This is a genomic window from Paenibacillus planticolens (genome assembly GCF_013141725.1).
Taxonomy (GTDB): domain Bacteria; phylum Bacillota; class Bacilli; order Paenibacillales; family NBRC-103111; genus Paenibacillus_E; species Paenibacillus_E planticolens.
Genome location: NZ_WHNZ01000045.1, coordinates 249,404 through 271,211, shown reverse-complemented (window position 1 = coordinate 271,211; position 21,808 = coordinate 249,404). Strand labels below are relative to the sequence as shown.

At 47.4% G+C, this 21,808-nt stretch carries 20 protein-coding genes; 9 read left to right on the top strand and 11 right to left on the bottom strand.

The window, feature by feature from the left end; genetic code table 11:
• Positions 1–18: 18 nt before the first annotated feature.
• Positions 19–612, bottom strand: coding sequence for a YdeI/OmpD-associated family protein (locus tag GC097_RS22330; protein ID WP_171685499.1), 594 nt, complete (start codon positions 610–612; stop codon positions 19–21).
• Positions 613–630: 18 nt separating this feature from the next.
• Complete coding sequence (locus GC097_RS22325; protein ID WP_171685498.1) at positions 631–1,272, bottom strand: TetR/AcrR family transcriptional regulator; 642 nt, start codon at positions 1,270–1,272, stop codon at positions 631–633.
• Positions 1,273–1,468: 196 nt separating this feature from the next.
• Between GC097_RS22325 and GC097_RS22320 the strand changes: the two genes are divergently transcribed.
• Together GC097_RS22320 and GC097_RS22315 are read left to right on the top strand one after the other, a co-directional pair.
• On the top strand, positions 1,469–2,221 hold the full coding sequence (locus GC097_RS22320) for an SDR family NAD(P)-dependent oxidoreductase (RefSeq protein WP_171685497.1): 753 nt from the start codon (positions 1,469–1,471) through the stop codon (positions 2,219–2,221).
• 46 nt (positions 2,222–2,267) lie between these two features.
• Positions 2,268–3,068, top strand: a complete 801-nt coding sequence (locus GC097_RS22315; protein ID WP_171685496.1) for an SDR family NAD(P)-dependent oxidoreductase — start codon at positions 2,268–2,270, stop codon at positions 3,066–3,068.
• Positions 3,069–3,100: 32 nt separating this feature from the next.
• Here GC097_RS22315 and GC097_RS22310 read toward each other — a convergent pair whose 3' ends face one another.
• Entirely contained in the window at positions 3,101–4,093 is a 993-nt protein-coding gene (locus GC097_RS22310; RefSeq protein ID WP_246294398.1) for an HD domain-containing phosphohydrolase, read from the bottom strand.
• Between the two features lie 82 nt (positions 4,094–4,175).
• Positions 4,176–4,757, bottom strand: coding sequence for a GNAT family N-acetyltransferase (locus tag GC097_RS22305; protein ID WP_171685495.1), 582 nt, complete (start codon positions 4,755–4,757; stop codon positions 4,176–4,178).
• Between the two features lie 243 nt (positions 4,758–5,000).
• On the opposite strand from GC097_RS22305, the gene GC097_RS22300 reads away from it, so the two are divergent.
• Complete coding sequence (locus GC097_RS22300; RefSeq protein ID WP_312875718.1) at positions 5,001–7,436, top strand: EAL domain-containing protein; 2,436 nt, start codon at positions 5,001–5,003, stop codon at positions 7,434–7,436.
• Positions 7,437–7,498: 62 nt separating this feature from the next.
• Here GC097_RS22300 and GC097_RS22295 read toward each other — a convergent pair whose 3' ends face one another.
• Complete coding sequence (locus GC097_RS22295; RefSeq protein ID WP_216625853.1) at positions 7,499–9,064, bottom strand: catalase; 1,566 nt, start codon at positions 9,062–9,064, stop codon at positions 7,499–7,501.
• 156 nt (positions 9,065–9,220) lie between these two features.
• Here GC097_RS22295 and GC097_RS22290 point away from each other — a divergent pair, with 156 nt between their 5' ends.
• The 3 genes from GC097_RS22290 (at position 9,221) to GC097_RS22280 (ending at position 11,131) form a co-directional block, all read left to right on the top strand.
• Positions 9,221–9,562 (top strand): zinc ribbon domain-containing protein YjdM, encoded by a 342-nt coding sequence (locus tag GC097_RS22290; RefSeq protein ID WP_171685494.1) that lies wholly within the window; start codon positions 9,221–9,223, stop codon positions 9,560–9,562.
• Positions 9,563–9,721: 159 nt separating this feature from the next.
• Complete coding sequence (locus tag GC097_RS22285) at positions 9,722–10,738, top strand: SDR family oxidoreductase (protein ID WP_171685493.1); 1,017 nt, start codon at positions 9,722–9,724, stop codon at positions 10,736–10,738.
• A gap of 24 nt (positions 10,739–10,762) precedes the next feature.
• On the top strand, positions 10,763–11,131 hold the full coding sequence (locus GC097_RS22280; protein ID WP_171685492.1) for a DUF4180 domain-containing protein: 369 nt from the start codon (positions 10,763–10,765) through the stop codon (positions 11,129–11,131).
• Positions 11,132–11,205: 74 nt separating this feature from the next.
• On the opposite strand, the gene pgoN is transcribed toward GC097_RS22280, so the two are convergent.
• The 4 genes from pgoN to GC097_RS22260 form a co-directional block, all read right to left on the bottom strand.
• Positions 11,206–12,051, bottom strand: a complete 846-nt coding sequence (pgoN, locus tag GC097_RS22275) for a glyoxal/methylglyoxal reductase (protein WP_171685491.1) — start codon at positions 12,049–12,051, stop codon at positions 11,206–11,208.
• Between the two features lie 150 nt (positions 12,052–12,201).
• A complete protein-coding gene (locus GC097_RS22270) occupies positions 12,202–13,629 on the bottom strand; it encodes an MBOAT family O-acyltransferase (protein WP_171685490.1) in 1,428 nt (475 codons plus the stop codon).
• Complete coding sequence (locus tag GC097_RS22265; RefSeq protein ID WP_171685489.1) at positions 13,626–14,906, bottom strand: hypothetical protein; 1,281 nt, start codon at positions 14,904–14,906, stop codon at positions 13,626–13,628. Before GC097_RS22265 ends, GC097_RS22270 begins: the two co-directional genes overlap by 4 nt.
• A 30-nt stretch (positions 14,907–14,936) precedes the next feature.
• The gene (locus tag GC097_RS22260; RefSeq protein WP_312875721.1) at positions 14,937–16,682 is read right to left on the bottom strand and encodes a sigma-54-dependent Fis family transcriptional regulator; all 1,746 of its coding nucleotides are present in this window, start codon (positions 16,680–16,682) and stop codon (positions 14,937–14,939) included.
• Positions 16,683–16,918: 236 nt separating this feature from the next.
• On the opposite strand from GC097_RS22260, the gene adh reads away from it, so the two are divergent.
• From adh to GC097_RS22245, 3 genes are all read left to right on the top strand, one after another.
• Positions 16,919–18,439, top strand: coding sequence for an aldehyde dehydrogenase (gene adh / locus GC097_RS22255; RefSeq protein ID WP_171685487.1), 1,521 nt, complete (start codon positions 16,919–16,921; stop codon positions 18,437–18,439).
• A gap of 12 nt (positions 18,440–18,451) precedes the next feature.
• Positions 18,452–18,814 (top strand): DUF779 domain-containing protein, encoded by a 363-nt coding sequence (locus GC097_RS22250; protein WP_171685486.1) that lies wholly within the window; start codon positions 18,452–18,454, stop codon positions 18,812–18,814.
• Between the two features lie 302 nt (positions 18,815–19,116).
• A complete protein-coding gene (locus tag GC097_RS22245) occupies positions 19,117–19,575 on the top strand; it encodes a hypothetical protein (protein ID WP_171685485.1) in 459 nt (152 codons plus the stop codon).
• 207 nt (positions 19,576–19,782) lie between these two features.
• On the opposite strand, the gene GC097_RS22240 is transcribed toward GC097_RS22245, so the two are convergent.
• Both GC097_RS22240 and GC097_RS22235 read right to left on the bottom strand, forming a co-directional pair.
• Positions 19,783–20,793, bottom strand: a complete 1,011-nt coding sequence (locus tag GC097_RS22240; RefSeq protein ID WP_171685484.1) for a FecCD family ABC transporter permease — start codon at positions 20,791–20,793, stop codon at positions 19,783–19,785.
• Positions 20,790–21,788: a FecCD family ABC transporter permease gene (locus tag GC097_RS22235; RefSeq protein WP_171685483.1), complete on the bottom strand. Its 999-nt coding sequence runs from the start codon at positions 21,786–21,788 to the stop codon at positions 20,790–20,792. The genes GC097_RS22240 and GC097_RS22235 overlap by 4 nt, the downstream gene beginning before the upstream one ends.
• Between the last annotated feature and the right edge of the window lie 20 nt (positions 21,789–21,808).

Below are 21,808 nucleotides of genomic sequence, written 5' to 3'. Positions count from 1 at the left end.
AGCGCTCTTTTCATTATATTAATCGTTTAATCCCTTTCCACTGAGAATTTGCTGCATATATTTTTCAACTCTGGACGCTCGAGTTTTGGATTGTTTGGGCCCAGAGAAATGAAGAAGGTAGGCTCTTTGCCGTCCGGGCGTCAACGCTTCAAAAGCCGTTTTCAAGGCGGGGATTTCATCCAATTTATTTTGGAATTCTTCAGCAATGGCGAATTCAGTATGCTTTTTGAATTCCACTTCCAAACCGGCTTTTTCAACTTCAATAGCTTCATAAATATAGGCTTTCAAAATGCTTTCCATCGCAGCTATTTCTCCAACATTGGTAAACCGGATCTGGCGCGCCGATTGTACATTCTCTGTTTGTTGGATTAGAATGCCATGGGCATCATGCAGCAAGGCACCTTTGTGAAACAGAAGCGCACAGTACTCTTTAAATCCGTGTATTAACACGATATTTTTATTCTCAAACGTGTAACAAGGATGCATCCACTTAAAATCCTCGGTCAGCTCACAGTCAAGAACGATACTTCTCAACTTCTCATATTCTTCCTTCCACGTTTTGGCCTTTCTTAAAAATCCATCAACCTTAGGATTCATTCTACTATCTGTCATCAAGGAATACCCCTTCCATCAGGCTTTCAGGTAATCAATAAATATTTTCTTTAGGATGGCCAGCTGACGCTCGTTCTCCAGATCGGATTCGAGCAGGAGAATATTTTTCTGCAGCGATAATTTTTTGGAAAAGAGGCCAAATGTGTTGATGACCGTGGTTAGTGTCTCTTGGACGGGAAGGTCGGAACGAATCGATCCGTCCTCGATGCCATTTTGAATAATTCGGGCGTATTCGCGTGAAATTTTACGATTCAAAGAGTTGAAGTTGAGAATATCCTCCAACGGCTCCGAAGAATGAGACGCATAACTTTCAAAATCGACCATAAATTTTATGCTCACATTATTATGATCTACGATAAAGAAATCGAACAAGCTTTCAAGCTTTTCGAGACAGGTTAGAGGCAAATCCGCGACATATTGAAAACGATCGAGCATCGGTTCCAGCAGCTTGGTAGCAACCGCGACGATGAGTTTTTCTTTTTTGGGAAAGTACCGAAACAGAGTTGCGATGCCGATATTCGCGTCACTGGCAATGTCCTGCATCGTGGTTTTTTCGATTCCCTTTAAAGTAAAGACGCGCTCCGCGGCTTCGAGAATGATGCTCAGCCGCTGCTGCTTTCCGTCAGATCGTTCTTTCTCGTATCTTGTTTTGGGATCCATGAGAGGTTCGTGCCTTTCAAATTAGGTATTTCAATTATTTGTATTATATCGATCGGGTACCTTTTAAGCAAGCTGGAGTTGAGTTCGGAATACCATGGTGATATAATCTATATTATGATGATAGTTATACTATCATTATCCCGAGGCATTCGACTTTAAGATTTAAAAATAGAATTCACACAAAGGAGACATAACTATGACTCGTCTTACGAATAAAGTGGCCATCATTACTGGAGCAGGCAGTGGTATGGGGCGTGAAGAAGCGATTTTGTTTGCGAAAGAAGGCGCCAAAGTTGTGGTAACAGACATTAATGAGGCCGCGGTACAAGCCGTTGTCAAGGAAATTGAAGCTGCTGGAGGCCAAGCTTCGGCTTACGCGCACAATGTCGTTTCAGAAGAGGATTGGATCAAGGTTGTGGAAGGTGCAGTTGGGACCTATGGCAAAGTTGACGTCTTGGTCAACAATGCCGGTATCTCTCTGGCTGTCGGTTTGCTTGATACCACGATTGAACAATGGAATAAAGTAATGAACATTAACCTGACTAGCGTTTTCCTTGGAATGAAGCACGTTATTCCGCACATGCAAGCAAACAATGGGGGATCAATCGTTAACATTTCTTCCATAGCGGGGCTGACCGGGAGCAGCGGGGCGGGTGCCTATACGGCTTCCAAAGGCGGAGTCCGTATGCTAAGCAAAGCCGCGGCTGTGGATTTTGGCAAGGATCACATCCGCGTCAATTCGGTTCACCCCGGCTTCATTGAAACGCCGATGAGCTCTGAATTTGTGAATAACAAGCAGATGCTGCAATGGTTCTTATCTCAGACTGCATTGCCAAGAGTCGGACGTGCCTCCGAAGTGGCGGAAGCCGTTCTGTTCCTGGCTTCTGACGAGTCTGCCTATATTACAGGCGTTGAACTGCCTGTTGATGGCGGCGTCACAGCGAAATAATGAGATAATAGACAGGCCAATCAGATCAACAAAGGGAGAGATCGATATGGGACGAGTGGAAGGTAAAGTAGCGTTAATAACTGGAGGAGCTTCCGGCATCGGCTTATCATCGGCCACTTTGATGGCAAGAGAAGGCGCTAAAGTCGTTATTGCTGATTTCAATGTCGATTCTGCGCAAGAAGCGGCGGCAAAGATTAAAAGCGAAGGCGGAGAAGCGGTCGGCATATTCTTAGATGCCTCACAAGAGGCTTCGATCGAAGAAGCGGTTGATTTTACGGTTAAACAGTACGGTACCCTTAAAGTTCTGTTCAACAACGTGGGTGTAACAAATTTGAGAAAAGATCTCGACGTGGTAAATATGGATTTGGATGAATGGGACCGCATAATGAATGTGAACACGAAGAGTGTTCTCTTAGGAAGCCGGTTTGCTATTCCGCATATGAGGAAGGCTGGCGGAGGTTCTATTATTAATACGGCATCCATGGCTGCGTTCGCGGGAGACTCCGTACGGTCCGCCTATGGCGCTTCCAAAGCCGCCGTTGTGAACCTTACACGGTACATCGCCGCGCAATACGGCAAAGATAAAATCCGCTGCAACGGAGTGGCCCCTGGGCTCATTCTGACACCTGCAGCCAAGCAAAGTATGCCGCCTGCCGTTCTTGACATTTTCGCCAAATATAATGCTCTGCCTTATCATGGCGAAGCTGATGACATTGGGCATACGGTTCTGTTTCTGGCTTCCGACGAATCGAAATTCATCACAGGACAGACCATCCAAGTGGAGGGCGGTCACTATATGGCCAACCCGAGCATAGCTGATTTCAATCAATTTTTGGCACAAGCGTGAAACGAAGAAAAGCCCTTGTAAAGGGGCTTTTTTTATTTCGATTTTCGAATCATTGCGACAAAAATATCGACCAAATCGGGATTAAATGAGCTGCCCTTTTGTTCGATTAAGTAGTCTAGCACTTTCTCCTCCGGCCAGGCTTCTTTATACGCTCTCCTGCTTGTCAGGGCATCATATACATCTACGAGGGATACAACCTGGGCTTCGAACGGAATTTCATTTCCTTTCAAGCGATGGGGATATCCGGAGCCGTCCCACTTCTCATGGTGGAATTCAACAATAGACTTCGATATATCCAGTTCCTGTCGAAAAAGATCATCATTTAACTCGTGCGATATTTTATTTAAAATATCCACGCCAATGAGCGGATGGGTTTCAATGATATTCCGTTCGTAAAATGTTAATTTCCCCGGTTTATACAGGATACCCTCGGGGATGCCCGATTTGCCGATATCATGCATAATGCTGGCATTAATGACATGCTGAATATAGTCGTCAGATAGTTTCGAATGATGCGCTTCATTGTATTCTCGAAGTAAGGAAGCTGTTAATTGCTGGACACGAAAAAGATGATTTTCAATCTCGGGATCTCGAATCTCACAGGAAAGAGCCAGCACTCTAAGAATTTCATTCTGTATCTTTGATTTGCGGGTTTCGGAGACATAGATGCCTTCGCTGATATCGCCCAAATCTCTAAATATACCGATATAATAGCTCTCTCCGTCCAGCTCTATAGGTGTTATCGTAATGTTTGAGTGCCAGAGGTCCTTGTTTTGTTTTCTGTTTATGAACACACCCGACCAGGCCTGATTATTGGTTAATTCCTTTTTCATCTGATCGTAGGTATTTTTGGGTGTTAATCCTGATTTCAAAATGCCGGCTTGGTGCCCGATAATCATTTCGCGCCGGTATCCCGTAATTTCTTCGTAGCTAGGATTAATATCCATAATTCTATGATTCTTATCGGTGATTATGACCGCATCAGATAACATTAGAAAGTAAGAAAGTCCAGTCGTCATTCCCATTTCAATCCCCTTTGTAGAAGCCAATTCTTTATGGAGTATCATAATGGAAAAGAACAGGGGTAGGCAACTGCTGTGATGAACGTCAATTTATTAATAACGCAAGTAAAACGACGTCAAGGAAAGTTTTCGTAACCTCGTGCATCAAATACTGCCGAAGTACCCCTTCTTCTTGGAAACCCAACTTCTTTAACAGCTTCAACGAGGCAACATTCTCAGGGTAGACTTCCGCTTGAATTCTATGGGGACTAATATGAGTTTTGCTATAGTTAATAACGGCCTGCATGGCTTCAGACATGATGCCTTTGCTCCAAAATTCAGATTTTAAGTCATATCCGACAGTCAACGGAAAACGGTGATCATCTTCGAAATGGCCTCTAATCGGCATAAGAATAACGGTTCCGATGATTGGCATCGGCTTTTGACTATTCAAAGAAATTCCCCAAGGAATAATTCTTCTTTCCTCAAAGGCATGGTTCCACGAGTTAATCAACATCCTGGTATCTTCGATAGAAGTTGGACCATTCCAATCTAAATGCTTGGTGACAAGAGGGTCGGAGTAAAATTCATAGATGTCCTCAGCATCAGCGGCAGCCATTTGTCGCAAGACTAAACGCTCCGTGTAGATGGAAGGGAAAGAGGAAAATAAACTTTCGACACGCATCATTTTTCATTTTCCTTTTTAATCAAGATAGTAGTTAGAAAAAATTGTATCCTACGATCCTTAAGCGTAACTTAAAAAGGAATAAATAATCTTCTGTTTTGAGTGCAAACAGGTGTGTCGAAAGGGTTAACTGTTCGTCAGTTAGCCCTTTTTTGCATCGATTGAAGCTATTTATCTCTCAATAAATCAAGTAATATATATATTATGGAAAAATCCAATACATAATCATTGAAATGAGGTGTAACGGTGCACCATTTGCATGGCTCTTACGATATGGTTTTAGTTGCATTTTCTTATGTTGTTGCGGTAGTTGCATCCTATACCGTTCTTGATTTAGTGGGAAGAATCAGCACTTCCACAGGAGGGGTGCGCCGCGCATGGCTCTTATTCGGAGCGATCGCGATGGGATTGGGCGTTTGGTCCATGCATTTTGTCGGAATGCTCGCTTTTTCGTTAGATGTTTCAGTCCCTTATAACTTGGTAACCGTCATCGGTTCCGTAGTCGTTGTTGTCGTGGCTTCCTTCTTCGCCTTATTCATGGTAGGCCGAAGTCAATTAACACTGCGTCTCTTGCTTGGAGGAGCGCTGCTGCTTGCAACCGGCATTTCGGCTATGCACTATATTGGAATGGCTGCCATGGAAATTAACATTACATATAAACCGCTGTATTTCTCGCTATCGATACTCATTGCTATCGTGGCCTCTATTGCGGCGTTGTGGCTGGCTTTCTATTTCCGTAAGGGAACAGAGCCGAGCCGAGTGTGGAAAAAGTTAATCAGCGGCTTGATCATGGGAGCTGCCGTTGTAGGCATGCATTATACTGGCATGTATGCAGCCCAATTTCAAATGGGAGACACGTTAGCCGTACCCAAAGGCATGCTGCTGGATCAGAAGCTCTTGGCGTATGTGATCGCGTGCGGTACCCTGTTCACACTAGGCCTATCCCTGTTCGGGATCTATATTTCCAACCGATTGTCCCGCAAAGACTCCGAGATCCAGGAGCATGAAAAATGGTATAAATCGTTATTTGAAAATAATCAGGATGGCATTATTTCGATAGATAAACAGTCTCGTATTATTGGGTTTAATTCAGCGGCAACCAGACTCACAGGGCTAAGCGGCGATTGGTTTGACAATCAGACGATAGATAACCTCTTACCCTTTATCGTCCCGGAAGAGCAGGAGCGTACGTTGGAACTGTTTGTCAAATCGAGAGACGGAGATAGGCAAACCTACCAAACCGCCCTTATCCACCAGCAAGGGCACCGCGTAGAGGTAAGCGTAATTAACGCACCGGTTATCCTCGATGGACAAGTTGTCGGCAGTTATATCATTGCCAAAGACATCACGGAAGAAAAACAGTCCAAAGAAAAGATTCAACACCTTGCCTTTCACGATGAGCTAACAGGTTTGCCCAACCGGCGAATGTTCAATGAAGCGCTGGCCCAGATGGTAGCTAGCAATGCCACAAGGTTCTCTGTTATGGTGATGGACCTGGATCGCTTTAAATTAATTAATGATTCGTTGGGACACACATATGGTGACCAATTTCTACAGGAAATGTGTGAGCGTATCCTTCAGTGCATGAACGGTATGAATGTGACCTTAGCTCGCTTGGGCGGCGATGAGTTCACGCTTTTGTGCGATAGCCGTTATGAGAACGATGAGGTTTCGGACTTGGCTGAGCGGATTATTAAAGCTATTGGCACACCGTATCGTCTGAAAGAGAACGATTTCTATGTCACGGCAAGCATAGGCATTGCCGTATATCCTGCTGACGGGACAGATGCGGTGCAGTTGCTTAAGAATGCGGACACCGCGATGTACGAAGTAAAGAAAAACGGAAAGAACGGGTACCAATTCTATACAGGGGAATTGAATGAGCAGTTACAGGAGAAAATCGAGCTGGAAGTCGACTTGCGGCAAGCGATCTCACGCAAGCAGCTATTCTTGAATTATCAACCGCAAATTCGAGCCGGAGACGGGCAAATGATCGGGGTCGAGGCCTTGGTTCGCTGGAATCACCCGACGAAAGGCACGATTTCTCCAGGCGTGTTCATTCCGATCGCGGAAGAGACAGGCATCATTTATGAACTGGGCACATGGGTGCTGAGAGAAGCTTGCCGGCAAATGAAAGAATGGCATCACGCAGGAGGACCACAGATTCCTGTTTCCGTCAATTTATCCTCTCAGCAGTTCCATCAATCCAATTTGGCCGCATACATCAAGGAAATCCTTGAAGAAACCGGTCTTGAGCCGCAATATTTGGAATTAGAGATTACGGAAAGCATGATGATGGATGCGTCCGTTTCAAGCAGTATTTTAAACGAATTGACGGAATCCGGCATTCGAATCAGCCTCGATGACTTCGGGACCGGCTATAGTTCCTTGAGCTATCTCAAGCTTCTGCCGATTCATAAGCTCAAAATCGATCGTTCGTTTATCCGCGATATTACGGAGAACAATAACGATAAAGCCATTGTCGCGACGATTATTTCGATGGCGCAGCATTTGAATATGGATGTCATTGCGGAAGGCATCGAGACGAAGGAACAGCTGGATATTTTAATGGATAATGATTGCAAAAAGATTCAAGGCTATTATTATAGCCGGCCATTGGCTGCTGACGATGTAGAGGAAGCTTTTTTCGCGCCGATGAGATTGTTGAAACAGAAGGCATGAATATGGTTAGTTGCAGGCACTTTTAGGCAGGACAAAAGGCACCCCTCGGGGTGCCTTTTGTCCTAATATCCATCCGTACGCTGTCCGGAGTGCTCCACCAGTTCGGCTCCTTCTTTGGCAGAAGATGAACCCAAATGGGCAGCCTCGGCCTTAGCGCGGGAGAGCGCATCTGAAACTCGCTTGCCATAGTCTTGATCCGCATTCGTGAAATGTGCGATCATCTTCTCCTGGATATGCGGCTTGCACACTTTGAGCGCCTCGGCCAGGTTCAAGATCAGATCCTCGCGTTCCCATTCCTCAAAGCTGCGGTAGGTATCTCCCGCTTGCCCGAAATCGTTGGTGCGGCTCAACTTCTCACGGACAAGCTTCGCCTGGTAGGCCGGCTCATGCTCCTTGCCGGAAGGCGCCGATTCTACGAGTCCGCCCAGCGAAGACGGCTCGTAGTTGACATGCGGGTTCTGCCCGGAAGCTCTGTCGACGACAAAAGCCATCTGTCCGTCCCGTTGGTTCGTGGCGACCCGGGTTTTGGGCGCGTTGATCGGCAGCTGCAAATAGTTGGTGCCTACCCGGTGGCGTTGGGTGTCGGAGTAAGAGAAGGTTCGGCCCTGAAGAAGCTTATCGTCCGAGAAATCCAACCCGTCTACAAGAACCCCCGTACCGAAAGCCGCCTGTTCCACCTCGGCGAAATAGTTTTCGGGGTTTCGGTTTAGCACCATTTTGCCCACAGGTAGAAAAGGAAATTGCTCGTGATCCCACAACTTGGTAGGATCCAGCGGATCAAAGTCGAGTTCGGGATGCTCGTCATCGCTCAAAATTTGCACGCAAAGTTCCCATTCCGGGTAATTCCCGCGCTCTATAGCTTCATACAAGTCCTGCGTAGCATGCGAGGTGTTCTTGGCTTGAATATGCTCGGCTTCCTGCTGTGTCAGGTTTTTCATGCCTTGCTTCAGCGGCTGCCAGTGGTATTTGACCAGAACGGCTTTACCTGCTTGGTTGACCCACTTGTACGTATTTACACCTGAGCCCTGCATTTGCCGGTAGTTGGCCGGAATGCCCCACGGAGAGAAGAGGAAGGTGATCATGTGCGTAGCCTCAGGGGAATTAGAAACGAAATCGAACATCCTCTCCGGGTTGGACAGGTTGGTGACAGGATCAGGCTTGAAGGCATGGACCATGTCAGGAAATTTGAGCGGATCGCGAATAAAGAAAATTTTCAGGTTGTTGCCGACCAGGTCCCAATTCCCATCCTCCGTGTAAAATTTCGTGGCGAAGCCGCGCGGATCGCGCAGCGTTTCCGGGGAATGGCCGCCATGAACGACTGTAGAGAAGCGGACAAAGACGGGCGTTTGCTTGCCGGCCTCTTGAAACAGCTTGGCACGCGTGTAGGTGGCAATCGGTTCATTGCCGACTTTCCCGTAAGCTTCAAAATAGCCATGAGCCCCGGCACCGCGGGCATGCACAACCCGCTCGGGGATGCGTTCCCGGTCGAAGTGGGAAATTTTTTCGATGTAGTGGTAGTTTTCCAGTGTGGATGGCCCGCGGTTTCCGACAGTCCGAATGTTTTGATTATCTGAGATGGGGTGGCCTTGCCGATTCGTTAACGTCATGTCTTGATTGTCCATATCCATTGAACGGTATACATCCTCCTTTAGTCAATAACAGTAACTTTCACTGATTCATGGGAAATTATTCTTGTCTTTGAGTTTTCATTTCGCTTGAAAATGTGCTTAAATCACTAGGAGGAATCATTTAGAACTAACCATACGGAATGGAGTCAATCAATTATGTCGAATTTGCCGAACTGCCCGAAGTGTCAATCTGAATACACCTACGAAGATGGAAGTCTCTTGATTTGCCCGGAATGCGCGCATGAATGGAGCGGAAATACGGACGCCGAAAACAAAGAGGATGTCAAAATTGTTAGAGACGCGAATGGAAATGTCCTAAACGATGGGGATTCCGTCACTGTCATTAAAGATTTGAAAGTAAAGGGAAGCTCATCGGTCATTAAAATAGGTACCAAAGTCAAAAACATCCGATTAATTGAAGGCGATCACGACATTGATTGTAAAATCGACAGTTTCGGCGCGATGAAATTAAAATCCGAATTTGTTAAAAAGATTTAACGCAAAGACCAGTAAAGCGTTCAGCTTTTTCTGGTCTTTTGCTTTGTCGGTCTGGCGATCGGTCTTCCGAAATGGGGCCAGCTGACCGGTGCAGGAGGTTTCGAGACCTTTTATGGCGAATGAATAATAGTTGTGTTTAAGATTAGCGGAGGTGGAATGATGAAAGCACTATTTATTGGAGGAACAGGAACAATTAGTTCGGCAATTACGAAGCAGCTGCTGGAAAGCGGATGCGAACTTTATCTGCTCAATAGGGGCACAAGAAACGAATCCTTACCGGCAGGGGCCAATCTGCTGACGGCAGATATCCGGGATGAAGAACATGTCGCCAGACTAATTGAACACTTGGAGTTCGATGTTGTTGCAGATTTCATCGCGTTTGAACCGTCTCAGTTGGAGAGAGACTACCGCTTATTTCAAGGCAAAACGAAACAGTTCATGTTCATAAGCTCAGCTTCTGGGTACCAAACGCCGCTGTCCGACTATAGAATTACGGAGGGAACGCCGTTATCCAATCCGTATTGGGAATACTCGAGGAACAAAATTGCCTGTGAGGAATATCTGATCAAGCAGTATCGCGATCATGGCTTTCCTATTACGATCGTTAGGCCGAGCCACACCTACGATGAACGATCCATACCTCTTGGCGTGCATGGAAGCAAGGGCAGCTGGCAGGTTGCCAAACGCATGCTGGAGAACAAACCTGTGATCATTCACGGAGACGGGACTTCGCTGTGGACGATGACGCACAATAGCGATTTTGCTAAGGGTTTTATTGGTCTCATGGGCAATCTTCATGCCATTGGGGAGTCCGTACAGATCACTTCCGATGAGACGCTGACCTGGAATCAAATTTATGAAACCATCGCCGGCGCGCTAGGGGTTAAGCTCCAGGCGGTCCATGTTTCATCTGAATTTTTGGCGGCATGCAGCAAAGAGAATTATAGAGGCGGCTTGCTTGGAGACAAGTCGAATTCCGTCGTTTTTGACAATGCGAAGCTGAAGAGGCTCGTTCCCGAATTCGTTGCCACAACCCGGTTTGATCAAGGGCTTAAGGCGACGGTTGCCCATATTCTAGCTCATCCTGAGCTGCAAAGAGAAGACCAGGAATTCGATCAATGGTGCGATAAGGTGATCGATGCCTTAGATGCAGCCGCTAAGGCCATTATGGAATAAGACAAGTACAAAGCGGAGGAAAAAATGAACATATCGGTTGATATCAAAAACAACTCTAAAGTCGCTATTGTGGAAAGCAATGACATCCTCATCAGCGACGTGCAGGGGGCATTGGACTTAATGGCTTCTGTTCGTTATACGGAAGAATGCCATAAAATTGTGATAAACAAATCAAACATCACGGAAGATTTCTTCGAGCTCAAAACCCGGCTTGCGGGTGAAATTTTGCAGAAATTTACGAATTACCAGGTGAAAGTTGCGATTGTTGGGGATTTTGACGTGTACGACAGCAAAAGCTTGAGGGACTTTATCTACGAATGCAATCAAGGCAAGTCCATCTTCTTCCTCAAAGAGAGAGGGGCTGCGATTGAAGCCCTGCACAATGCGGATTAAGCTGGCTGCCGGCTTACGTTGAACAAGAAGAAAGCACCGCTTCCTCTTTGGAGGGAGCCGTGCTTTTTTGCCGCTTAAAAATCAAAGTTGTCCGGATCGGGTCCGACGCGGCGATTCTCGTTCAATGCATCGATACGAGCCATCTCCTCATTGGTTAACGTGAAGTCGAAAACGTTGGCATTCTCGACAATACGATGCTCTTTGATCGATTTGGGGATCGTCACGATACCGTGCTGTAGATCCCAACGGAGAATCACTTGTGCGACCGATTTGCCATGTGTAGAAGCGATCTCGCCAAGAACAGGATGATCGAGCAGTTGGCCCTGCATGAGCGGAGACCATGCTTCCAATTGAATGTTCTGCTCTTTGCAGTAGCTTAGAAGCTCTTGCTGCGACAGCAGCGGGTGAAGCTCCACTTGGTTGACCATAGGCTTGATTTCCGCGTCTTTCAGCACATCTTCAAGATGATGGATATGGAAATTGCTGACGCCGATTGCTTTCACGCGGCCCTCTTTGTACAGAGTTTCCAAAGCCCGCCATGCTTCTTTATACTTCCCTTTCACCGGCCAGTGAATGAGATACAGATCCAAATAATCCAGTCCCAGCTTGGCTAAGCTAGCCTCATAGGCGGCAATTGTCGACTCATAACCAAGATCGGCGTTCCATACCTTGGAGGTTACGAAGAGCTCCTCTCTGGCGAGACCATTTTCTTGAAGCGCCTCGGCGATGGCTTGTCCGACGCCTGTTTCATTGGCATAGACGGCTGCAGTGTCAATGCTGCGGTAGCCGTTACGGATCGCCGCTTTAACCGAGCTAATGACCTCGGATCCTTCTTCTACTTTGAAAACACCCAGCCCAAACCAAGGCATCTGGATGCCGTTGTGCAAGGTTGTTGTGGATTTTAAATCGCTTGCTGTCATAATCGTTGTTTCCTCCTCGTAAGCATGAATCAATCCCCTCAGTATGATGTCACCAGTGGGTAAATGTTATTATGAACTTCCCAAACGCAAATGGATAGTACGCACTTTTTAGTTCTATAGTTACAAAGAAGTAATCTAGGCTTGCTTCAGTTAAAATTGAAAATATATAAATGTGCTCTGCTCATGCTTATACATGAGTACAAGGACGACTATAAAAAGTGTATAAATTGCCCCTCGCAGGGGAGAAGGAAGCCACTTAAGCCAAATACTCGAAACTTGTTTGTAATTTTTAATAAGCAAATACTCTAACACGTGTAAGATGACTAAAAACAAAATGATTAGCCAAAAATGTCTGACCCATGCCGGGAAAAATAACGCCTCAGGAAATGTTAGCATTTTTCTCATCAATACTAGGGCATCGGTTAAACTTTCTACTCGAAATAGCACCCAGCCCAAACAAGTTAATGTAAAAAAAACGCAAATCGAAAAAACTTTATATATCCAAAAGTTATCCCGGTCTTTTAGGCCAATCCGATCGAGCAGCAATACCCAAAGTTTATGTCCGATCAATAGCCCGCCCTGATACATCCCCCAAGCTACAAAAGTCCATTTACTTCCATGCCAAAGCCCTGATAGTGACATCGCTGCAAAAAGACTAGCATATTGACGAAGCTTGCCGAAACGGGATCCTCCAAGTGAGATGTAGATGTAATCCCTGATCCAACTAGATAGCGTAATATGCCATCGCCGCCAAAATTCAGTTGCATTTCCACTCAGATAAGGAGTAAGGAAATTCGTGGCTAAATGCAAGCCGAATAAATGACCTATGCCTACTGCCATATCGCTGTAACCTGAGAAATCAAAATAGATTTGAAATGCGTAAAGAAAAGCTGCCGTCCATCCTTCAGCCCCATTGAGCCACCCAGGATGAGCAAAGAAACTGTCGCAATATGGAGCTAGATAATCTGATATGAACACTTTTTTTATGAGTCCAAGACTAATAAAGAAGACACCGATTCTCATATTCTCTAAATTAAAGCGTATTTCAGCTAGTCGTTTTATTTGAGGGAAGAACTCTGCTCCTCTCATGATGGGTCCCGCAATCATATGTGCAAAAAACATGATAAACATCCAAAATCGAAATATAGAGTTTTCAGGCTCAATTTTTCCTCTATGCACATCGACTAAATAAGCGATAAGTTCAAATGTGTAGAATGAAATGCCTAAAGGCAGCGCTAGGTTTAACCATTTCTCATCGAGCGAAAAAAAGGATATAGAAAGAACACGTTCTAATGATTTTAAGAAAAAAGCAGTGTATTTAAAGAAAATAAGGTTGGAAAGAGATAGGATGACACCCAGCCATAGAAAGAAAATGCTATTTTTTCCCTTCATGCATTTGGCGCAAATAAACACAATCGCAGAAACGACACCAAAGAGAAGTAAATACTTTACACCCACAACAGCATAAAAAAGGATATTAGCAACCGTTAATAGGGAGAGGCGAGCCTTCGGAACAGCATAAAATAAGATCATAGTAGCTATTAGCAGAAAAGCAAACTCTGGTGTGTTAAACATCATAATTTATGCCGCTCCTCTGATTGGAAAGCATCCCATACCAACCGTGCAAGTACATGATACCCCTCAGGCATAAAATGCGTGTGGTCCGTAAATAGTTGATCGGGGATGCTGTCCTCGAGATTGAGAAAGTCTATGGGCTGAGAAACGAGAAAATCGTTTAATGTTTTTAAGTTTTCTTGGTATCCTTTTTTTCCTGTTAAATCTTTCATTAAGCTATGATTAGTTCCGGTCATGACAAGCAAGGTATCTTTCGATTTTTGATGCTCGATTATTTTGTTAAGAAAGTAAACGTCTACATTTCTCTCGGTTAAATCGAGAGGGGCGTCCGAAAAAGATTTTTTAATTTCCGGCTGTTCCAAGTAGCCTTGTATATCTTTCTCATACCAAGGTTCTGAAGGTCCGAGCTCATCGCTCGCAACTACCCCGTTTGTTTTCCGATTCCATTCATCTTGAACAGTTTGATTTAAATAATCTTTGTAAGAAAATAAACGGAAGTGAGGCAAAATAACGTTTTCAATCCCGTTTTTAACTTGTTGATAAGGTTTAGCAGGCGGCGCTCCATTAGATGAACTTGGCAGCAGGCGTTGATAAGCCCGCACATCCATAGAACGAAGCTCATCCATCCACCAAAATAAGGCCGTTTCATCCGTATCACGTGAGACAAAACTCGCATATCGCACGTTGAAAATCAGACGATCAGTGGAAATGCCGTAATCATCCAGCATGAGCAGCATCGCGTATATATCGCCGATCTGTGAAGCCGGTAAAGATAAATTGTATATCTGCTGTGTTTTTCCGCCGGCAAGTTCTTTTTGAATGAAAGCATTGAATGTATCGTCCGACTTCCCCGGACTGCCATAAAATACGGAATCGCCTAAAATAATGATGTAATCCTTTAATTTTTTTCGATCAATATCTCTTTTGATCTTATCGAGTGCAACTTTAAAATCGTTCCGATTATCTAAAATTAATTTGTAAGATAATCTGTAATGATAGATCTCATCTATCGGAACTGCAAAAGGTAGGCAAATATCAAGAATAAGTAGAAACAATACGATAAAAAAGCTCGATCTTGGAATTTTCCCCATAAATTTTGCGATTAAAATAATGGATGATCCTCCTTGCTCATGATTACTTTTAAATCTCTCTACAGGGTAAGTATAAACCGGATAGGATAATTTTGGGAATACCATGGGAGCGATTGGAAGAATTGTGGTTTGGTAAGGGTCTGAGAAAAAAGAAGATGTAATGAAAAAAATGAGGCTATCCCCAGTCATTTCTATGACTTGTGGGACAGCCTCATTCTTTTACGTGATCCCGTATTCCTCAATCTTACGGTACAAGGTCGTTCGCCCGATCTTCAATCTGGCGGCCGCCTTGCTGAGATTCCATTCCGAGGCCGTCAGCGCCATACGGATGGCCCGTATTTCCGCTTCCTTCAGCGTGAGCGGACGATCGCTGCCGGATGCTTCGCGGTCGCTTTCATCCGCAGTTTCGAACATTAGATGCTCCGCGTCAATCGGCCGATCCCCGGCGAGAAAGACGGCTTGCATCAGAATGCCGCTTAGCTCTCTGATATTGCCCGGCCAGCTGTACGCCAGCAGTTTGTGCTTGGCGGCTTCCGTGAAGACGGCGCTGTGCGGAGCATGCTTCTGGAGTAAATGAAGGGCCAGGGTCAGGAGATCGCTCCTTTCCCGTAAGGCAGGCAGGGTAATGGGGATGCCTTTCAGCCGGTAGTAAAGATCGGCCCGGAAGGTGCCGGCCTTTACCTCTGCGGCCAAATCCTTATTCGTTGCCGCAATAACGCGGAGGTTAACCGCTTTGCTCTTCGCGCTGCCAACAGGGGTGATGATTCCCTCCTGGAGTACGCGCAATAACGCAGCTTGCGCTCGAAGAGGCATATCGCCGATCTCATCGAGGAAAATAGTGCCTTTATGTGCAGCCTCAAATTTCCCGATACTGCCATCCTTATTTGCGCCTGTGAAGGCACCGCGGGCATAGCCGAACAATTCGCTCTCGACCAGGCTGTCCGGAATGGCGCTGCAGTTAATCGCAATGAACGGCTCTGCCGACCGGGCGCTTGCGGTATGGATGGATTGCGCGAACAATTCCTTTCCGACGCCGCTTTCGCCCAATAGCAGGACCGGAAAGTCGGAGCCCGCAGCCCTCTGAGCCAGCTCTTTCTTCTGCACGAAGGTCGGGCATGCGCCGACAATATCCTTGAACGCATACAGATGCTGGCCATCTCCCGTTGTTCTCCGAATTGAGACGGACTGCCACAGCTTCTGATGCTCATTATGGATGGTTTCGACGGCAAAGCCATCCAGCTTCGGAAATGCTTTGCCGATCGCATCGCTGCCCAAGATGCGCATAGCGGCGTGATTCGCCCGAAGGATGCGGTTATCCCGGCTGAGCGAGAGCAGCGGCAAAGGGTGATGCAAGGAGGAGTGCTCCAGCTCTCTTAGGGTAATGAGGTGTTCTTTCTTCGATTCTTCCAGCAATATTTTGTTCTGCAGAGATTGGGCAGCCAAACAGGCAAGCGTATAGGTATAGGCGTGGTAATGTTCTTGCTTGCCGCTAATATTGACGATCCCGATGAGCTCGCCGATTGTGTTGAAGACGGGGGCAGAGGCGCAGGTTAAGAAGTGGTTAGAGTTAAAATAATGCTCTTCGGCATGCACGCGTACAGGCTTTCTTTCGGCAAGGGCGACGCCGATGGCATTCGTTCCTTTGCGGTTTTCGGCCCAATTGGCGCCTACTTGCAGTTGAACTGCTAGCGCCCTGCGGGAGAAATCGATATCTCCGGCCGTGTGAATGATGGTACCTTCCGCATCGATCAGCAGCGCCATCTGGCCGGACCGCTTGATGTCGGCGTGCAGGTGTTCGAAGATTTGCTCGGTGAACTGTATCGTTTGCTTATTTTGCTTCAGGAGAGATTGCATGTGATTTCCGGATAGAATGTCATCGTCAATGGGGTCGGTGGGCATTAAACCAAATTCGTGGCAGCGCTTCCACGATGCTGCCGCTGCTTCTGATAAAAAGTTGTTTTCCACGGATAGCAAAAGGTACACCTCCATTGCAATCGGTATCTTACCCGATCATACCATAGTTGCTTTTATTAATGGAGAGCTGAAGAAAGAATGTCCCAAAATGGAACACATTCGTTGTACCAAAGTGGAACAGCTATCATTATGTACACGGCCCAGCTCCCTTGTGTAACGGGATTTCGCCTGTTGGCACGATTATTGCTTATCTATTTATGTAATCCATTTTAAGGAGGCTGAGCTTCATGATTTATGCACAACCTGGACAAAACGGATCCCGAGTAACTTTCAAAAAACGGTATGAAAACTTTATTGGCGGAGAGTGGGTCGCGCCTGTTAAGGGCCAATACTTCGATAATCCGTCGCCTGTCAATAATCGCGTTTTCTGCGAGATTCCACGCTCTACCTCGGAGGATATCGAGCTAGCTTTAGATGCGGCACATGCTGCGAAGGATGCATGGGGGCGTGCTTCGGTTGCCGTGCGTGCGGCGGTTTTAAATAAAATCGCTGACCGCATGGAAGCGAATTTGGAAATGCTGGCGGTTGCCGAGACCTGGGACAACGGCAAGCCGGTTCGGGAAACGCTCGCAGCCGATCTGCTGCTGGCGATTGATCATTTCCGCTACTTCGCAGGCAGCATTCGCGCCCAAGAAGGTACACTCAGCCAATTGGACAACAATATGGTGGCTTATCATTTCCATGAGCCGCTCGGCGTCGTCGGCCAGATTATTCCGTGGAACTTCCCGCTGCTCATGGCAACCTGGAAGCTTGCTCCGGCGCTCGCCGCCGGCAATGCGGTCGTCCTGAAGCCCGCAGAGCAAACGCCGGCTTCCATTCTGGTACTGCTTGAGCTCATTCAAGATATACTGCCGCCAGGCATCGTCAATGTCGTAAACGGCTTCGGGCTTGAAGCGGGCAAGCCGCTTGCCTCGAGCAGCCGAATCTCGAAGATTGCCTTTACCGGCGAAACGACGACGGGCCGCTTAATTATGCAATATGCTTCGCAAAATTTAATTCCGGTCACCTTGGAGCTGGGCGGCAAGTCCCCGAACATCTTCTTTGAGGATGTGCTTGCCCGGGATGACGCTTTCTTCAACAAAGCGCTTGAAGGTTTCGCGATGTTCGCCCTCAATCAAGGGGAAGTGTGCACCAGCCCTTCCCGTGCATTGATTCAGGAGTCGATTTACGATCAATTCATGGAAAGAGCCTTGAAGCGGGTCGCTGCCATCACGCAGGGCAATCCTCTTGATACAGCGACCATGATTGGGGCGCAGGCTTCAACCGAGCAAGTTGAGAAAATTATGAGCTATATCAGCATCGGCACGCAGGAAGGCGCGGAATGCCTGATAGGCGGAGACAGGGCGAAAGTGGAAGGGGAGCTTTCCGAAGGTTATTACATTCAGCCAACCGTGCTGAAGGGGCACAATAAAATGAGAATCTTCCAAGAGGAGATTTTCGGACCGGTGCTTTCGGTGACGACGTTCAAAAACCAGGAAGAAGCATTGGCCATTGCCAACGACACGCTCTATGGTCTTGGCGCAGGCGTTTGGACGCGCGACATGAACACGGCCTACCGAATGGGCCGCAGTATTGAGGCCGGTCGCGTATGGACCAACTGCTATCATGCCTACCCGGCACACGCTGCCTTCGGCGGCTATAAGAGCTCGGGCATCGGCCGTGAGACGCACAAAATGATGCTGTCGCATTACCAGCAGACCAAAAATCTGCTCGTGAGCTACAGCCCCGATGCCCTCGGTTTCTTCTAAGAGAGCCTCGTGATGACAGAAGTGAGCAAGGTTATTGCTACGGATGCCGCTCTAGAGCTAATTGAAACGGTAAAGGCCAAACATGGCCCCGTTATGTTTCACCAATCCGGCGGCTGCTGTGACGGAAGCTCTCCCATGTGCTACGCGCAGGGGGAGTTTCTAATCGGCGACAGCGACGTTTGGTTGGGTGACATAGGCGGCGCCCCCTTTTATATGAGTAAGCCGCAGTACGATTATTGGAAGAACACGATGTTGATCATCGACGTGGTTCCCGGCAGGGGCGGGATGTTTTCGCTCGAGGGCCCCGAGGGCCGGCGGTTTCTGACGCGCTCCAGGATGTTTACGGAGGAAGAACGGCGCGTATTAGGTTTGTAGCGGAGGGTAGTAAGCTACACGCACTAGCACTGAAAAGAACTCAGCGATGCTTTCATCGCTGGGTTCTTTTCATGTTAGCTTTTATCCACCATGGGGAGTCTAAATACCCACCCAATCCGCCTTCCTATTGCGAATAGGTATATAGATCCAAATTAAGGCAGGAAAGGGAACGGAAGATGTTTGGCTGGACACATAATACTCCGGCGATCCCGGCTAGATTCAGGTAATCTGGCGCCCGCCTCGGATCATGGAAATGAGCCTGAATAGGCGAACTCCATGATTCAAGATAAGGAGGACATCGAATGGACAACGAACAGGCGAGAGAAGCAACGCGTCATTTTACAGTAACGGATGACCTATTTCGCTATCCAGGGATGGATATTTATACGCAAATGATGGTCATCCTATTGAAATGCTTTTCCTCAGAGTCGAACATCCCCGAGCTGGTTGATCTCGCAAGGCTTGGCCGGATGAACCTTAAGCAGGCTACCAAAGCCATGCAAAACCTCGTCGAAATGAAAATTATTTCCCAGAAAATGTTTCGCCGGATGGTCGGCGATTTCCAGGACGATCGGCTCTCGTGGGCAGCCAAGGGCTTGCTTGCTTTTTGCAAAGAGCATCCTACGATTGACATAAACGATCTTCTGGACCTATCCAGCGAATCGGGTGAGGAAGAGAGCAGCATACGCCGGGCGCTGACGGAGCTGCACCAGTATGGATACTTGGATGAGTACCCTGCATGGAGTCAAATTGCCAATTAGTCAAATGGCCGGAAGAAGCAATTAACGGGAGAAATTCCCTTTAATGATGCAAAGATTCTCATACTACTAGGAATGACGGTAGTTTTTCCAGTTAAATCCGATTAAAGAAAAAGACCGTCGGGGTTCTTTAAGAACCTAGACGGTCTTTTTTTAAGGCACCTTATGCGACGAGCAACGGTTTTAATGATCTTATGCTTCCCGCCAAGGTCATGCTTTTCGCAACAATAAATACATAAAATACGGCGCTCCGATCAATGCAACCATAATGCCAGCCGCGATTCCATCCGGGTCGAGCAGATTGCGTCCGACGGTGTCTGCCAGAAGCAAGAGCCATCCACCGATGAGAATAGCCACAGGAATGAATAACTGATTCCGAGGTCCGACCAAAGCTTTTGCGATGTGCGGAGCCATAAGCCCGATAAAGCTGATGCCTCCCGTAACTGAAACGGCCGATGCGGCAAGCGCTACGGCGGCGATAAGCAGCACGACACGCTCCTTTTCGACCGATACGCCGACTCCGATAGCGACAGGCTCGCTAAGCCCAAGAAGGTTTAATCGACTTGCCTTGTACAAAGTGAACGGAATGAGCACGACGATCCACGGCAGCAGCGCCCAGATGAAAGGCCAATCGGCTCCCCAAATGTTGCCGGCCAGCCATTTTGCAATAAAGTCCACCTTCGCACGTTCCGCAGACGAGATCACCACGATCATGATGCCGGACAGCGCCATCGAGAAACCAATCCCCATCAGCACTAACCGGACAGGTTGAAGGCCCTCTTTTCGACGATAGGAAAGCAGATAGATACAGGCAGCGGTCAGCAAAGCCCCGGCAAAAGCGACCAGCGGAAGAAAATAAACAAAGGAGCCCGCTTTAACTGGAAAAAAGAGAAAGAATACAGCCACGGCCACACCCGCACCGGAGTTAATCCCGATAATGCCGGGGTCCGCTAAATCATTTCGTGTAATGCCCTGCAGAATCGCACCGGATAGGGCAAGCGCCATACCGGCCAGCAAGGTGATCAAAATGCGCGGCAAGCGAATCGAGAAGAGCACGAATTCTTCTTTGAAAGTTCCCTGACCGAGAAGGGTAGGGAGCAATCTGTTATAGGACAGCGACGAGTAGCCTAGTCCCATACCGATCACAATCGTAACGAGAATCAGAGCCAGCGCGCCGACTAGGAGTAAGCGTTGTTTTCTGAGCAGGGATGGATGAATCATGGGAAAGCTTTGCCTCCTTTGCGCACGATATACAGGAAGAAGGGTAAGCCCAGCATCGCGACAATAGCAGCCACAGGCGTTTCATAAGGCGAGTGAATGGTGCGCCCAAGCGTATCGGCGAGCAGCATGAACGTACCGCCGAACACCGCGGACATCGGGATAATGAACCGATAATCGGTGCCCACGATGGCACGGACGATATGCGGAATCATCAAGCCGATGAAGGCCATATTGCCGACAAGGGCAACGGAAGCACCCGCCAGCAAAATGATGATAAAGAAAAGCACCGCTTTGATTTGCGCTGTTTTCTGCCCTAATCCCACAGCAACCTCTTCGCTTAAGCTCAGAATGGTCAGCTGTCTGGAGAGAAAGAGGGCGATCAGCGAACCGCCCGCAATAAAGGGGACGATCACTTTCAATTGGCTCCATGAGGTGCCGATTAATCCACCCGATGTCCACATGGAAACATCTTTTGAAATTTTGAAATAAAGGCCAAGACCATCGGAAACGGCATACAAAAAGGCAGATACCGCAGCTCCTGCGAGCACAATGCGGATAGGCGAGAAGCCGCCCTTTTTCACTGCGCCGATGCCGAAAACCAGAAGCGCCCCGATGGCCGCTCCCAGGAAGCAAGCGAGCATGATGCCCAAATAGCTTGTTGATGGGAATAAAGCAATTGTAAAGGCTAACGCTGCGTTGGCCCCTGCCGTTAACCCCAGCAAACCGGGGTCCGCCAGCGGATTTCGAGTAATTCCTTGCATAATGGCACCGGATACGCCAAGAGCCGCTCCAACGAAAATCCCCGCGATTTCGCGGGGTAATCGAATTTCACGGATGATTGTAATCGTATCGCTTGCCGTGTGTGAAGTTAGTGCCAGCCAGACATCGGAGACGGTAGCATCTGCTGCTCCGAACACCATAGCGACAACAAACATTCCCACAAACACAAGGAGCCCGAGAGCAAATTTATAACCAAATGAAATGGACTGCTTCATCCGAGAAGGCTCCTTTGCGA

Bases quoted from the DNA above. Each gene is read 5' to 3' on its own strand.
- GC097_RS22325 (WP_171685498.1), bottom strand. From the start codon at position 1,272: ATGGATCCCAAAACAAGATACGAGAAAGAACGATCTGACGGAAAGCAG.
- GC097_RS22285 (WP_171685493.1), top strand. From the start codon at position 9,722: ATGAAAGCACTATTTATTGGAGGAACAGGAACAATTAGTTCGGCAATT.
- GC097_RS22310 (WP_246294398.1), bottom strand. From the start codon at position 4,093: ATGGGAATGACGACTGGACTTTCTTACTTTCTAATGTTATCTGATGCG.
- GC097_RS22330 (WP_171685499.1), bottom strand. From the start codon at position 612: ATGACAGATAGTAGAATGAATCCTAAGGTTGATGGATTTTTAAGAAAG.
- adh (WP_171685487.1), top strand. From the start codon at position 16,919: ATGATTTATGCACAACCTGGACAAAACGGATCCCGAGTAACTTTCAAA.
- GC097_RS22315 (WP_171685496.1), top strand. From the start codon at position 2,268: ATGGGACGAGTGGAAGGTAAAGTAGCGTTAATAACTGGAGGAGCTTCC.
- GC097_RS22305 (WP_171685495.1), bottom strand. From the start codon at position 4,757: ATGATGCGTGTCGAAAGTTTATTTTCCTCTTTCCCTTCCATCTACACG.
- GC097_RS22235 (WP_171685483.1), bottom strand. From the start codon at position 21,788: ATGAAGCAGTCCATTTCATTTGGTTATAAATTTGCTCTCGGGCTCCTT.
- pgoN (WP_171685491.1), bottom strand. From the start codon at position 12,051: ATGACAGCAAGCGATTTAAAATCCACAACAACCTTGCACAACGGCATC.
- GC097_RS22250 (WP_171685486.1), top strand. From the start codon at position 18,452: ATGACAGAAGTGAGCAAGGTTATTGCTACGGATGCCGCTCTAGAGCTA.
- GC097_RS22280 (WP_171685492.1), top strand. From the start codon at position 10,763: ATGAACATATCGGTTGATATCAAAAACAACTCTAAAGTCGCTATTGTG.
- GC097_RS22320 (WP_171685497.1), top strand. From the start codon at position 1,469: ATGACTCGTCTTACGAATAAAGTGGCCATCATTACTGGAGCAGGCAGT.
- GC097_RS22265 (WP_171685489.1), bottom strand. From the start codon at position 14,906: ATGACTGGGGATAGCCTCATTTTTTTCATTACATCTTCTTTTTTCTCA.
- GC097_RS22245 (WP_171685485.1), top strand. From the start codon at position 19,117: ATGGACAACGAACAGGCGAGAGAAGCAACGCGTCATTTTACAGTAACG.
- GC097_RS22270 (WP_171685490.1), bottom strand. From the start codon at position 13,629: ATGATGTTTAACACACCAGAGTTTGCTTTTCTGCTAATAGCTACTATG.
- GC097_RS22240 (WP_171685484.1), bottom strand. From the start codon at position 20,793: ATGATTCATCCATCCCTGCTCAGAAAACAACGCTTACTCCTAGTCGGC.
- GC097_RS22290 (WP_171685494.1), top strand. From the start codon at position 9,221: ATGTCGAATTTGCCGAACTGCCCGAAGTGTCAATCTGAATACACCTAC.
- GC097_RS22295 (WP_216625853.1), bottom strand. From the start codon at position 9,064: ATGGATATGGACAATCAAGACATGACGTTAACGAATCGGCAAGGCCAC.